At 67.7% G+C, this 14,014-nt stretch carries 11 protein-coding genes; 4 read left to right on the forward strand and 7 right to left on the reverse strand.

Features of this window, described 5'->3' with window-relative positions; translation table 11 throughout:
- Window positions 1-6: 6 nt before the first annotated feature.
- From ABIE65_RS14435 to urtA, 6 genes are all read right to left on the reverse strand, one after another.
- The gene (locus ABIE65_RS14435; RefSeq protein ID WP_354078597.1) at window positions 7-885 is read right to left on the reverse strand and encodes an urease accessory protein UreD; all 879 of its coding nucleotides are present in this window, start codon (window positions 883-885) and stop codon (window positions 7-9) included.
- Window positions 860-1,555 (reverse strand): urea ABC transporter ATP-binding subunit UrtE, encoded by a 696-nt coding sequence (gene urtE, locus ABIE65_RS14440; RefSeq protein WP_354078598.1) that lies wholly within the window; start codon window positions 1,553-1,555, stop codon window positions 860-862. The genes ABIE65_RS14435 and urtE overlap by 26 nt, the downstream gene beginning before the upstream one ends.
- A gap of 10 nt (window positions 1,556-1,565) precedes the next feature.
- Window positions 1,566-2,378, reverse strand: a complete 813-nt coding sequence (urtD, locus tag ABIE65_RS14445) for an urea ABC transporter ATP-binding protein UrtD (protein ID WP_354078599.1) — start codon at window positions 2,376-2,378, stop codon at window positions 1,566-1,568.
- A complete protein-coding gene (urtC, locus tag ABIE65_RS14450; protein ID WP_354078600.1) occupies window positions 2,356-3,534 on the reverse strand; it encodes an urea ABC transporter permease subunit UrtC in 1,179 nt (392 codons plus the stop codon). The genes urtD and urtC overlap by 23 nt, the downstream gene beginning before the upstream one ends.
- A 3-nt stretch (window positions 3,535-3,537) precedes the next feature.
- Entirely contained in the window at window positions 3,538-5,154 is a 1,617-nt protein-coding gene (gene urtB / locus ABIE65_RS14455; protein ID WP_354078601.1) for an urea ABC transporter permease subunit UrtB, read from the reverse strand.
- Between the two features lie 155 nt (window positions 5,155-5,309).
- Entirely contained in the window at window positions 5,310-6,596 is a 1,287-nt protein-coding gene (urtA, locus tag ABIE65_RS14460) for an urea ABC transporter substrate-binding protein (protein ID WP_354078602.1), read from the reverse strand.
- 379 nt (window positions 6,597-6,975) lie between these two features.
- Between urtA and ABIE65_RS14465 the strand changes: the two genes are divergently transcribed.
- The 3 genes from ABIE65_RS14465 to ABIE65_RS14475 all read left to right on the forward strand — a co-directional run bounded on the left by ABIE65_RS14465 (window position 6,976) and on the right by ABIE65_RS14475 (window position 9,870).
- Window positions 6,976-8,403: an amidohydrolase family protein gene (locus ABIE65_RS14465; protein WP_354078603.1), complete on the forward strand. Its 1,428-nt coding sequence runs from the start codon at window positions 6,976-6,978 to the stop codon at window positions 8,401-8,403.
- Between the two features lie 64 nt (window positions 8,404-8,467).
- Window positions 8,468-8,869, forward strand: a complete 402-nt coding sequence (locus ABIE65_RS14470; protein ID WP_354078604.1) for a YbaN family protein — start codon at window positions 8,468-8,470, stop codon at window positions 8,867-8,869.
- 122 nt (window positions 8,870-8,991) lie between these two features.
- Window positions 8,992-9,870: an ImuA family protein gene (locus ABIE65_RS14475; protein WP_354078605.1), complete on the forward strand. Its 879-nt coding sequence runs from the start codon at window positions 8,992-8,994 to the stop codon at window positions 9,868-9,870.
- 90 nt (window positions 9,871-9,960) lie between these two features.
- Here the strand turns inward: ABIE65_RS14475 and ABIE65_RS14480 are convergent, their stop codons facing one another.
- On the reverse strand, window positions 9,961-11,502 hold the full coding sequence (locus ABIE65_RS14480; RefSeq protein WP_354078606.1) for an acyl-CoA synthetase: 1,542 nt from the start codon (window positions 11,500-11,502) through the stop codon (window positions 9,961-9,963).
- A 171-nt stretch (window positions 11,503-11,673) separates the two neighbouring features.
- Between ABIE65_RS14480 and ABIE65_RS14485 the strand changes: the two genes are divergently transcribed.
- A complete protein-coding gene (locus tag ABIE65_RS14485) occupies window positions 11,674-14,010 on the forward strand; it encodes a xanthine dehydrogenase family protein molybdopterin-binding subunit (RefSeq protein ID WP_354078608.1) in 2,337 nt (778 codons plus the stop codon).
- Window positions 14,011-14,014 lie beyond the last annotated feature (4 nt).

A 14,014-nucleotide genomic window follows, 5' to 3' on the forward strand; every position in this document is an offset into this window, starting at 1 on the left:
CCTCCCTCACATGCTCCAGAGCCGCGGCAGCCGTGCCGGCAAGCCGCCGGCGGCCGCGCGGAACCCGGTCCACCACTGCACGAAGCCGCGGCGCACCGCGAACGGCTCACCCAGCAGCCGCACCACCAGCAGCCCGTTCACGACCGTCGCACCGGCATGGATGCCCTCGCCGGGCAACAGGCCGCGCGCGCCCTCCAGCAACGATGCCGCATCGTCGGCGGCGTAGACGACCGTTGCAAGAGCCGTGCTGCCGCCGAAGCCGGCGCTGGACCCGACGATCGCGGCGATGTCGCCGTCGAGATGCACCGCGTCCGCCCAGACGAGCCGCCCGCCGCGATGGACGCGGATCGCGTCGTGTACCAGCCCGCTCGCGACGCTCTCGCCGTGCGCGCTGCGGCCGAGGACGAGCATCTCGCCGGCGAGCGCCCGTGCGCCGGGCCCCAGATGAATGTCCGTCCGACGGCGCAGCCGCGCGCGGTCGAAGACGATCGTCTCCTGCGGCAGCCACTCCATCCACGCGCCGGCCCCCGCCACGACCGCGATGTCGATGCGGGTGTCGGCGCCCAGCGAGCGATAGATCTTCTCCGCCGCCTGGGTCGTGACCATCGCCCGGCCGCCGTCGGCGACGGCGGCACGAAAGCGCAACCGGTCGCCGCCGGCGAGGCCGCCGCTCGTCGTGATGAAGACGCCGAGCGGCACGTCCCCGGGCTCGGCGCGCGGGAAGGCGACGCGGCAGGGCGTCGACTGGTAGAGATGCACCAGCCGGCCGTCGCCGCCGAACGCCACCTCCGCGACACCGTCGTTGCGGGCGAGTTCGCCGTCGCGCGCACCGTCGCCGACCTCCGCCCCGACCCGGCCTTCAGACCGCCATGCGCCGTCGTACATCGGCCTCGTTCATCTCGGCGCGCGTGCCGGACAGGACCATCTCGCCGCGCTCCATCACGCCATAATAGTCGGCGAGGTCGCGCGCGAACTCGAAATACTGCTCGACCAGGACGATGGCCATGTCGCCGCGCCGGGCCAGGCTGCGGATCACCCGCTCGATGTCCTTGATGATCGAGGGCTGAATGCCCTCGGTCGGCTCGTCCAGGACCAGCAGCTTCGGCCGCATGATGAGCGCCCGCGCGATCGCCAACTGCTGCTGCTGGCCGCCCGACAGGTCGCCACCACGCCGCCGCAGCATCGTCTGGAGTACCGGGAAGGTCTCGTAGATCTCGTCCGGGATACGCCGCTCGCTGCGCGGCAGCACCGAGAAGCCGGTCTGGAGGTTCTCTTCCACCGTCAGCCGCGGAAAGATGTCGCGTCCCTGCGGCACGCTCGCGAAGCCGAGGCCCGCCCGCTTGTGCGTCGGCACGCCGGTGACATCCTGCCCGTCCCACGCGATGCGGCCGCCGCTGACCGGCTGCAGGCCCAGGATCGCGCGCATCAGCGATGTCTTGCCGACGCCGTTGCGGCCGAGGACGCAGGTGATCTTGCCGCGCTCCGCCATCAGGCCGATGCCGCGCAGGATGTGGCTGGCGCCGTAGTGCAGGTGGACGGATTCGACCTTCAGCATGCTCCGTCCCTCACCGGCCCAGATAGACTTCGATGACGCGCTCGTTCGACTGGACCGCGTCGATCGAACCTTCCGCCAGCACGGAGCCTTCGTGCAGCACGGTCGCCTTGCCGCCGAGACTGCGCACGAACGCCATGTCGTGCTCGACGACGATGACCGTGCGCTGGCCGGCGAGGCTCAGGAACAGCTCCGACGTGGCTTCCGTCTCGGCGTCGGTCATGCCGGCGACGGGCTCGTCGAGCAGGAGGATCTGCGCGTCCTGGATCAGCAGCATGCCGATCTCCAGCCACTGCTTCTGGCCGTGGCTGAGCCTGCCGGCCAGTTCCATTTCGCGCCCGAGCAGGCCGATCGTGCGCAGCACCTCCTCGATCCGGTCGTACTGCCGACCCGACAGGCGCGAGAACAGGACCTGCAGGGTGCGCCGGTCGTCGCGTAGCGCCAGTTCCAGGTTCTCGAACACCGAGAGGTTCTGGAAGACGGTCGGCTTCTGGAACTTGCGGCCGATGCCCAGGTTGGCGATCTCCGCTTCGTCCAGGCGCGTCAGGTCGTACTTGTTGGCGAACACGGCCTCGCCCTTGTCGGGCCGGGTCTTGCCGGTCATGACGTCCATCATGGTCGTCTTGCCGGCGCCGTTCGGCCCGATGATCGTCCGCAGTTCGCCCTTTGCGATGACCAGCGACAATTCACTGAGCGCGCGGAAGCCGTCGAAACTGACCGTGATGCCGTCCAGGTAGAGGAACCGGTCGTCGGCCTCCGCGGCCAGCGCCGCCTCGTGCTGCTCCTCGGCCGAGGGCGCCTCCTCAGGCAGGCTGGCGTCGGACATCCGGGGTCTCCTCCGTGGGTGTTTCGGACGGCTCCTGCGATTGAAGAACCTTGCGGCGCGGCGTCCAGCGGAAGCCCACCACGCCGCGCGGGAAGAACAGCGTGCAGGCGACGAACAGGCCGCCCAGGAAGAACAGCCACACCTCCGGCGCGTAGCCGGTCAGCAGCGTCTTGCCGATATTGACGATGAAGGCGCCGATGATCGGCCCGTAGAGCGTGCCGCGGCCGCCGACCGCGACCCAGATCGCCAGTTCGATCGACTGGGCCGGCGAGAACTCGCTGGGGTTGATGATGCCGACCTGCGGCACGTAGAGCGCGCCGGCGATCCCCGCCAGGACGGCCGAGACGACGAACACGAAGAGCTTCGCGCCCGTCACGCTGTAGCCGATGAACCGCACGCGGCTCTCGGCGTCGCGCACGGCGACGAGGACCCGCCCCAGCTTCGACGTAACGATCCAGCGGCAGACCAGCACCCCCAGGCCCAGCGCCACCGCAGAGGCGATCAGCAGGCCGACGCGTGTCGCATGCGCCTGCACGTCGTAGCCCAGGATCTCCTTGAAGTCAGTCAGGCCGTTGTTGCCGCCGAAGCCGAAATCGTTCCGAAAGAAGGCCAGCATCAGTGCGAAGACCATCGCCTGGGTGATGATCGAGAAGTAGACGCCGGTGATGCGCGAGCGGAAGGCGAGCCAGCCGAACACCGCGGCTAGCACCGCCGGCACGACGATCACCATCAGCATGGCGAAGGCGAAATTGTCGAAGCCGTACCAGTACCAGGGCAGTTCCTTCCAGTTCAGGAACACCATGAAGTCGGGCAGGTCGGCGTTGCCGTAGACGCCCCGATCGCCGATCTGGCGCATCAGGTACATGCCCATGCAGTAACCGCCGAGCGCGAAGAAGGCGCCGTGGCCGAGGCTGAGGATGCCGGCATAGCCCCAGATCAGGTCCATGCTGACCGCCAGCAGGGCGTAGCAGAGATACTTGCCCAGCAGCGGGATCATGTAGTCGGGGATGTGCGCGGCCGAGCCGGTCGCAACGACCTGGTTCAGGACCGGGACGAGCACGATTAGCAGGAACCCGACGGCCAGAAAGACGACCCAGCCGGTCGGCGACAACAGCGATCGGCGCGCCGAACCGGTGTCCATGGCTGCGTTTTCCATGGCTCAGGCCTCCGCCGAGCGGCCCTTGAGAGCGAAGAGCCCTCTCGGCCGGCGCTGGATGAACAGGATAATGAGGACCAGTACCGCGACCTTGCCGAGGACGGCGCCTGCGAACGGCTCCAGGAACTTGTTCACTATGCCGAGCGTCATCGCGCCGACCAGCGTTCCGGCCAGATTCCCGACCCCGCCGAACACGACCACCATGAACGAGTCGACGATGTAGAGCTGTCCCAGATTTGGGCTGACGTTGCCGACCTGGCTGAGCGCCACGCCGGCGATGCCGGCGATACCCGACCCCAGCCCGAACGTCAGCGCGTCGACCCGTGCCGAGTTGATGCCCATCGACCGGGCCATGTCGCGGTTCTGGGTCACCGCCCGCATCTGCAGCCCGAAGGCGGAATAGCGGATCACCATCAGGACCAGCAGGAAGACGACGATGCAGAAAACGATGATCGCGAGCCGGTTCCAGGTGATCACGAGGCCGCCGACGATCTCGAAGCCGCCGGTCATCCAGTTGGGGTTGGACACCTGCTTGTTCGGCGCGCCGAAGATGCTGCGCACGATCTGCTGCAGGATCAGGCTGATCCCCCAGGTCGCCAGCAGCGTCTCGAGCGGCCGGCCATAGAGGAAGCGGATGACGCCACGTTCGATGGCGATGCCGACCAGGGCGGCAACCAGGAAGGCCACGGGCAGCGCCGCGACCAGATAGAGATCGATGGCGCCGGGCGGCAGATAGGAGCGGAACACCTCCTGGACCATGAAGGCGCAGTAGGCACCGATCATGATCATCTCGCCGTGCGCCATGTTGATGACGCCCATCACGCCGAAGGTGATGGCGAGGCCCATGGCGGCGAGCAGCAGGATCGAGCCCAGGCTGACGCCCTGGAACACGTTGTAGGCGTACCCCAGCAGTTCCATCTGGCTTTCGATGCGGGCGACCGCCTTTTCGGCGGCCGCGCGCACCTCCGGCTCCGCGCTCTGGTCCGCGGCGACCCGCCCCAGCAGCGCGCGCACCTGCGGGTCGAGCGACTTGCCGAGCGACTCGATCGCCCCGGTGCGTTCCTCCGGGGTTCCCGACGCGAGCAGGCCGGCGTTGAGCGCGAATTCCATCGCTGCCCGAACCTGGGGATCCTGTTCCTTTTCGATCGCCGGACGCAGTGCGGCGACGCTGTCCGCCGAGGCGTAGCGCACGGCCTCGTTGGCGGCGGCGAGGCGTTCCTCGCGCTTCGAGCTGACCAGCCGCAACCGGCTCAGCGCGCTCGACGTCGCCGTCCGCACACGATTGTTCACCTTCACCCGCTCCACCGCGTCACTCGCGGCGGTGCCGAGATCCTCGCCGGTGACGACGTCGGTCAGCGCATAGGCCGCACCCTGTTCCTTGACCAGGACCAGCCGCGAATCGGTCGTGCGGAGATAGAGATTGTTGGCGGCGAGTGCGTCGATCACCGGCAGCGCCCGCGGATCGCCGATGTCGGCCAGCTTGCCGACGGCCGCGGCGCGCTCGGCGTACCCGCCCGTCGCGATGCCGCCGAGGGCGTCGGAGAAATCGTCGGCGGAGGCCGGTGCGGAAACGAACGGCGCGCAGAGGAGGAGTGCCAGAAAAGTCAGGAGCCGGAGCACGGGCTTGTCATCCCCCAAGGGTCGTAGCTGTGCCTTGTTCGGCAGGCAGAAGCGTTCGGCAGGCGAAGGCGTGGCGGTCCGGAGCGGGAAGCGCGGCAACCCGAGGCCGGCCGCGCTCCGCCCTGGCGGTTTCTAGGATCGAAACCCGTTCGCGATCAGTCGGCGAACTTCGGCTTCTCGCAGTTGCCGCAGACCCACGGGTAGGTCCAGTCGGCGGTCAGCTTCGCGCTCTCCGGGATGTAGGGGCTCCAGGCCGCGGCCTTGATCGGACCCTTGGTCTGCCAGACGGTCTCGAACTGGCCGTCGGGCTGGATTTCACCGATCAGCACTGGCTTCGAGAGGTGATGGTTGGTGTTCATGACCGACATGAAGCCGCCGGGCGCCTTCACGGTCTGGCCATACATCGCCTGGCGCACGGCGTCGACGTCGGTGGTGCCGGCCTGCCGGACCGCCTGGGTCCACATCTTGAAGCCGATGTATGTCGCCTCCATCGGGTCGTTCGTCACACGCTTGTCGTCTTTGATGAACGTGTGCCACTGCTTGATGAACGCCTTGTTCTCGGCGTTGTCGACCGACTGGAAGTAGTTCCACGCCGCGAGATGGCCGACGAGGTTGCTCGTATCGATGCCGGCCAGTTCCTCTTCGCCGACGGAGAAGGCGACGACCGGGATGTCCTCGGCCTTGATGCCCTGGTTGGCCAGTTCCTTGTAGAACGGAACGTTAGCATCGCCGTTGATCGTCGAGACGACGGCGGTCTTCTTGCCGGCCGCCGAGAACTTCTTGATGTCGGACACGATCGTCTGCCAGTCGGAATGACCGAACGGCGTGTAGTTGATCATGATGTCCTCGGCCTGCACGCCCTTCGACTTCAGGAACGCCTCGAGGATCTTGTTGGTCGTGCGCGGATAGACGTAGTCGGTGCCAGCCAGCACCCAGCGCTTCACCTCGCCGCCGTCCTTGCTCATCAGATATTCGACGGCCGGAATCGCCTGCTGGTTCGGCGCCGCACCCGTGTAGAACACGTTGCGCGACGATTCCTCGCCCTCGTACTGCACGGGATAGAAGAGCATGCCGTTCAGCTCTTCGAAGACCGGCAGCACGGACTTGCGCGACACGGAGGTCCAGCAGCCGAACACCACGTCGACCTTGCTCACCGTCAGCAGTTCGCGCGCCTTCTCCGCGAACAGCGGCCAGTTGGAGGCCGGATCGACGACCACCGCCTCGACCTTCTTGCCGAGCAGGCCGCCCTTCTTGTTGATGTCGTCCACCATCATCAGGACGGTGTCCTTCAGGGTGCTCTCGCTGATCGCCATCGTGCCCGACAACGAGTGCAGGACGCCCACCTTGATGGTCTCCTGCGCCTGTGCGCCGGAGATCATGACACCGGCCGCCGCGGCGATGCCCGCCACCGCCGACCGCACCGCTCTCCCGTAACTGCCCATTCGGATCCCCTCGTTTCCGTTATGACGAGCTTTTTGCTCCGGAGGGACGAAGCACGGGGCATGCCAAGGGCAAAATTCGGCCGAATGCATCACCGAACGGGCATTTTACTAACATTTCATGAGCAATTTGCGCAGGTCGCGCGCAGAAACTGCGCGAAGTGGAAGACATTGATGTATTTTTAGGCAACACACCCTGATGCCGCAGCGGGCGTCCTTTTTTGGGCTGTGCGACGACAGCCGCGCTGGGAGATAATGGCGCTTCCGGCGTACGGGCGGTTAGACTGAGGCTCGATCCGTCCGGGTGCGTGCCCTGCCAACGGCCGCTGCGCTCCCGACACGTGCCCGTGCCGACGCGCACCGTTGATATCGAGGGAGCCCGATGCTGGACCTGCTCATCCGTGGCGGAACCGTCGTCACGCCATCCGGTGCAGTCGTCGCCGACGTGGCGGTCGCCGGTGAGAAGATCGCAGCGGTAACCGCTCCGGACGCGCTCGGACCGGATGCGGCGGCCCGTACGATCGACGCCTCGGGCAAGCTGGTCATCCCGGGCGGCATCGACCCGCACGTCCATTGTCAATGGCCGATGCCGATGCCCGACGGCAGCACCGGCTACACCGCGGGCCCGGAACAGGTCGGCCGGGCGGCACTCTTCGGCGGCACGACCACCATGGTCGACTTCGCCGTCTGGAGCCCCGGTCTCAGCATCCGGGAGGCGATCGAGCGGCGCGACGAGGACTGGGCCGGCAAGTGCTGCTGCGACTACGCCTACCACGTCATGCTGCAGGGCGAGATCCCGGCCGAGGTCGTGGCGCAGATTCCGGAAATGGTCCAGTCGGGCTACCCGACGATCAAGATCTTCACGACCGACATAACCCCGTCGCGCAAGGGCCGCATGGTCCGCTTCGGAGACATCTGGGAGGTGTTCAAAGCCCTCGCGGCTGCCGGCGGTCTCGGCGTCATCCATGCCGAGGACAACGATATCGTCATGCACATGTACGCCAAGCTGATCGCCGAGGGCCGCGTCGGCTTCGAGAACATGGCGGAGGTGCACAACACCCTATCCGAGGACCTCTCCTTCCGCCGCATCATCCGGCTGGCGGAGAGCGTGCCCGGCATGGCGCTCTACATGATGCACGTCAGCGCCGGGACGGGCGTCGCGGCGATCCGCGATGCGCGCGCCCGCGGCTTTCCGATCTACGGCGAAACGCTGCACCAGTACATGCTGTACACCAGCGACGACTACAAACGGCCGAACGGCCAGATCTACCACACCTACCCGTCGCTGAAATCGCGCGCCGACCAGCAGGCGCTCTGGGACGGCACGCTGAACGGCGCGATCAGCGCCGTCGCCACCGACGAGCTTTGCTGCTCGCTCGCCACGAAGACGGTGGGCAAGCGGATCGACGACACCACCGGCGGCAATGCCGGCGTCGAGCCGCGCATCGCCGTGATGTACACCGAGATGGTCGGCCGCCGCGGCTACAGTGTCGAGAAGTTCGTCGACCTCGTCTCGACCAACGCCGCGAAGCTCATGGGACTATACCCACGCAAGGGCGCCATCGCGGCCGGATCCGACGCCGACATCGCGATCCTCGACCCCGCCGTGCGCAAGAAGGTCCGCAAGGAGGAACTGCACGAGAGCGACTACAGCCCCTGGGAGGGCTGGGACGTTCACGCCTGGCCGGTGGCCACCGTGCTGCGCGGCAAGGTCGTGGTCGAGGACGGCCGCTTCATGGGCGGGCCCGCCGACGGCCGCTGGCAGGAGCGCCGCATCGCAGAGGCCGTCCGGGTGCGCCCCTCGGTATGAACAGGCGTCGGGCTGAACGGACATCGGGCTCAGGCGGCACCGGTTCTCCCGGATAAGGAGCAGCGTGAACGATCGCCACGAAGGCCGGTCGATGTCGCGGGCATTGTGGCGTCTGCTCGGTTTCGCCTGCCTGGGCCTCGCCGGAGCGGGCGTCGTCCTGCCGATCCTGCCGACCACGCCGTTCCTCCTGGTGGCGGCCTGGGCCTTCGGGCGCTCGTCGCCTGAGATGCATGCGTGGCTTCACGCCCATCCGCGCTATGGCGTCTTCTTGCGCGACTGGCAGTCGGAAGGTGCGATCCCGCGGCGGGCGAAGATCGCCGCAATCTGTCTTCTCGCGGTCAGCTGGTCGGTCACCGCCCTGCTCGTCGGCGGCATATTGGTGCCCGCCATTGCCGGGGGCGCCATGCTCCTCGTGGCGCTGTTTCTGATCACCCGGCCCTCCCCGGCCCGCGAACGTAGCGACTAGGCTGGATGCAAGGTGCGGAAATCCCCGGCGCACCTTGATCCTTCGAGCAGGAATCATTAGAACAAAAAAAGAACAGACAATGCATGCCGATGCCATCGGACGAAGCGTCATTGGACAAAGCCATGCGCGACCCTGTCGCACGTGCCGGTCTTGAGACGGACCGTCACGCGGCACTGCGCGCCCGCATCGCCGCCATAGAACGGAACGGCGGCATCCGGGACGGCGTTCGTCCGGAGGGCAAGGCCGCGGCGGTGCCGCTCGGGGTCGAGATGATCGACGCCGCCCTGCCCCACCACGGCATATTGCGCGGCTGTCTGCATGAGGTCGCGGCGGCTGCCGGCGACGGCGCCTGCATCGGCGAGGACGCGGCCGCGGCCGGCTTCTGCGCCGTGCTGCTGGGCCGGCTGGGGCACGACGGGGTGGGCCGCTGCCGGCCCGTCCTCTGGTGCGAGAACCGTGCGGCGAGCGGGCGCGGCGGCCTGTCCGGCGGCGTCTATGCGCCCGGCCTCGCCGCCTTCGGCCTGCGACCGGAAGACCTGATCCTGGCCGAGGCGCGCCGCGACGCCGAGGCTCTCTGGGTCGTCGAGGAGGTTCTGCGTACCCCGACCTTCGCCGCCGTCGTCGCCGAGGTCGATGTGCTCGGCCTCGTCGAAAGCCGCCGGCTGCAGCTGGCGGCGGAAGCCCGCGGCGTCACCGCGATCCTGCTCCGCCCCGGCGGCGCCCGCCTCTCACCCACCGCCGCCGCCACCCGCTGGCGCGTCACCGCCCTCGCCGCCGAGCCTTCGCTGGCGGGATCCCCGGCCAACCAGCCGGCCAGTCAATCGACCGGCCACCCGGCCAAGCGTCCGCGCTGGACCCTGGACCTCCTCCGCAACCGCGGCGGCCGCCCCGGCTCATGGCACGTTATCTGGCACGGTCCTGTGGAAGGCCTCGCGCTGCGCGATGACCCCGGCCTTCCCGCAAAACCTGTCCGGCGCACCCCCCGCTTCGGCTTCGGATGACGCCACCACGGCCGCCCTACCCTCGAAACACCACAAAAAGGAATGTCTGGTAATGGTCGGAACGCCGGTACGGCCGCCCTGCGGTTCCGATCAGATGCGGCGGCCGGCGGCTTCCCAGAACGGCTCTCTCAGTTTCCGCTTGAAGATCTTGCCGGTGTCCTCGCGCGGGAGTTCGTCGCGAAGCTCGATCAGCCGGGGCACCTTGTAGCCAGCCACGTGCTCGCGCAGGTGGCGCTTCACCTCGTCAACGGTCAGGCCTCCGTCGGGCACGGGCTGCACGAAGGCCGCCAGGGCTTCGCCGTATTCGGCATCCGGAATCCCGAAGACGGCACAGTCGCGGATCCCGGGATGGCGGATCAGCACGTCCTCGATCTCCGCCGGATAGATGTTCACCCCGCCCGAGATCACCATGTCGCGGCGACGGTCGCACAGGAAGAGATAGCCGTCGGCATCGAGATAGCCGACGTCGCCATTGGTGATCAGGCCGTCCCGCTCGACGCCCGCACGCTTGTCCTCGTCGTTCTGATAGGTGAAGTCGGGCACGTCGGACCGGCGCACGAAGATCTCGCCAATCTCCCCGGCAGGAAGCTCGCGCCCCGAATCGTCGAGAATGCGGATCGTGGCATTCTCCACCGCACGGCCGACCGACCCGGGCTTCGCCAGCCATTCGGCGGTGGTCGTCGCCGTGATCAGGCTCGACTCCGTGCTCCCGTAATACTCGTGGAAGACGGGCCCCCACCAGTCGATCATCGCTCGCTTGATGTCCGGGGCACACGGCGCGCCGGCATGGACCACGTGCTCGATCGACGATACGTCGAAGCGCGCCCGAACCTCTGCCGGCAGCCGCAGCAGGCGAACGAACATGACCGGAACCATGAACAGGTTGGTGATCCGGTGGGCATCGATGAGCCGCAGCAGATCCTCCGCATCGAAGCGAGGCTGCAGGACGACCAGCGAGTTCTCGGCCGCTGCCGCCCCCAAAGCGTGGCTGTTCGGTGCGGCATGATAGAGCGGTGCCGTCACGACGGTCCGCAGGCCCGGCCGGAAACCCATCACCGGCGCGTTGATCCGGCCGTAGACCGCGCGCTGCTCGGCCGTCCACGGCCTGCGGCGCACACCCTTGGGACGGCCGGTGGTGCCCGACGTGTACATCATGCTGGACGGCGCCTGCCGCGGCGGTTCCGACCAGCGCGCCTGCAGCGCCAGCCACTCCCTCCAGGCGATGTCCCCTTCGCGCGGGGCACAGGCCGGCGGCTCGACGCGGTAGGCGCTCGCGATATGGGCCGGCGTCTCGACCACCAGCACCGCCGGGGGCGCTTCGAGGCTCGCCAGTCCGTCGCGGACGCGATCATGCAGGTCGGCGTGAATGACGAGGACCTTGGCCATCGAATCCCGAAGGACATAGGCCACTTCCTCTGCCGAGAAGTGCCAGTTCACGGGAACGGGATATGCACCGAGGAGGCCCGCCGCAAGCGTCGTCTCGAACAGCGCATGGTCGTTGCGAAGCATCCAGGCCACCGCGTCGCCCTGTCCAACGCCGAGCCCGGCGAAGCCGCTCGCCGCCCGGGCCACGGCATCATCGAGGTCCGCCCGTTCCAGGCGCCGCGCGCCGCTGACGATCCCAGTCTGCATCACAGTTGCCTTCCCGCTTCGCCGAACAGTCCCGTGCGGCATCGGACAAATCGGCGGCGGCGTCAACAGGCGCCCCCTCCATCTCCCGCGGTGGCGGCCACAAGACGCCGATAGTCTGGTACCATCGGCCGCGACTAACCGCGATCGACGAGCCGCCAGGAGATCTCCCAGATGGGCCGTTTCGGTATCAGCCAGCCGGTGCTCCGGCGCGAGGACAGGCGCCTGCTGACGGGTCAGGGACGGTTCGTGGAGGACCATACGCCGGCCGGCACCTTGCACGCCCTGCCCGTGCGCTCGCCACACGCCCATGCCCGCATTCGCTCCCTCGATACGAGCGCCGCCGCGACCATGCCGGGTGTGGTGGCCATCTTCACGGCCAGCGATCTGGATGCCGACGGCATCGGCGCGATACCCTGTCTGACAATCCCGAAGATCCGCGCCGGAACGACCTTTATCCCAAAGCACCAGCCCCTCCTCGCCGGGGACCGCGTGCGCTATGTCGGCGAATGCGTCGCCTTCGTCGTCGCACATTCCGTCGCGGAGGCGCGCGATGCGGCGGAACGCGTCGCTGTGGAGTGGGATGCGCTGCCCGCCGTGACACAGGGCGTCGAGGCCGCCGGTGACGGCGCGGCTCTCGTCTGGGACGACGTCCCCGGCAACATTTCCTTCGAGTTCGAGACCGGCGATGCCGCTGCGGTCGACGCCGCCTTTGCGGCAGCGGCTCGCATCGTGACGCTCGAAGTCGTCAACAACCGCGTCGTCCAGAACGCCATCGAGACGCGTGGCGCCGTGGCATGGTCGGATTCCGAAACCGGAAAGGTCACCTTGCTGACCGGCACGCAGATGCCGCACAAGCTGAAGAGACAGCTCTCACAAGCCGTTCTCAACGTGCCGCCCGAACATGTGCGCGTCCTTGTGCACGATGTCGGCGGCGGGTTCGGGGGCAAGAACTCGCTCTACCCCGAGCAGGCCCTGACAGCCTATGCCGCCCGTAAGCTCGGCCTGCCGGTGAAGTGGATCGGCGAGCGCAGCGACGCCTTCATCTCCGACTTCCACGGCCGGGACAACACCTCACGTGGCGAGCTTGCGCTCGACGCCGACGGCCGCTTCACCGCGATCCGCCTCACGGGGTGGGGCAATCTCGGGGCCTACACGTCGAACGGCGGGCCCGGTTCGCCCACCAGCGTGGTCATGCTGCCGAACGGCTACGCCACACCTCTCGTCCACGTGCGCGTGCGCGGCATGTTCACCAACACCGTGCCGACCGAATCCTATCGTGGCGCCGGTCGACCCGAGGTGACCTATCTCATGGAGCGATTGGTGGACGCCGCCGCGCGCGAGACCGGACTCGACCGCACCGAGCTGCGGCGCCGCAATGCGATCCCTCCGACAGCCTTCCCCTACACCACGCCGACAGGCCTGACCTACATCCAGGCCGACTTCGTGCCAGTCCTCGACCAAGCCCTCGCCGAGGCCGGCTGGTCCGACATGGCCTCGCGCAAGGAGGCCGCACGCGCACGTGGAAAGCTGTTGGGGCTCGGCATCTCCAACTACATCGAACGGTGCGGCGGCGGCGGCGGACTCAGCGAAACGGGCCGCGTCCGCTTCGATCCCGATGGCGGCGTCACGGTCTATTCCGGCAGCATGGCCAACGGCCAGGGCCACGAGACCGCCTTCAGCCAGATCGTCAACGAGAAGTTCGGACTGCCGTTCGAGAAGATCCGCATCGTCGAGGGGGACACCGACCTGATCCCCGTCGGCCTCGGTACGGGCGGCTCCTGGTCGGTTCCGATGGGAGGCGGTGCCATCGCCCTCGCCTCCGACCGCATTATCGAGAAAGCGAAGAGGATCGCGGCACACGCGATGGAGGCCGCCGTCGCGGACATCGAGTTCGCCGACGGCATCTTCTTGGTCGCCGGAACGGACCTGACCATGCGCTTGGAAGCCGTGGCCGCCGCCGCGTCCAACCCCGACAACCTGCCACCTGGCATGGAGCCGGGTCTCGATGCCGAGGAACGGTTCCAGCCCGAGAACTACACCTACCCTTACGGCTGCCACGTCTGCGAGGTCGAGGTGGATCCCGACACCGGATTGGCCACTCTGCTCGGCTACACCGCGGTCCACGATTTCGGACGAGCGATCAACCCGATGATGCTCGCCGGGCAGGTCCATGGCGGAGTAGCACAGGGCATCGGCCAAGCACTGCTCGAGCACACGGCTTATGCACCCGACGGCCAACTTCTTGCCGGCTCCTATATGGACTATTGCCTTCCGCGCGCCGACGACCTGCCGATGTTCCACTTCACCCATCTGGTGAGTCCCTCGCCGTCGAACCCGCTCGACATCAAGGGATGTGGCGAAGCGGGCGCCACAGGGGCGCCGCCGGCGGTTATCAACGCCATTCTCGACGCACTGGCGCCGCTCGGGGTCACCCATATCGACATGCCGGCGACGCCCGAACGGGTCTGGCAGGCCATCCGCGCGGCGCAAAAAGGCCAGAAGGCCTAAGCGA

The sequence above is a fragment of the Constrictibacter sp. MBR-5 genome (genome assembly GCF_040549485.1).
In the GTDB taxonomy this organism is placed as follows: domain Bacteria; phylum Pseudomonadota; class Alphaproteobacteria; order JAJUGE01; family JAJUGE01; genus Constrictibacter.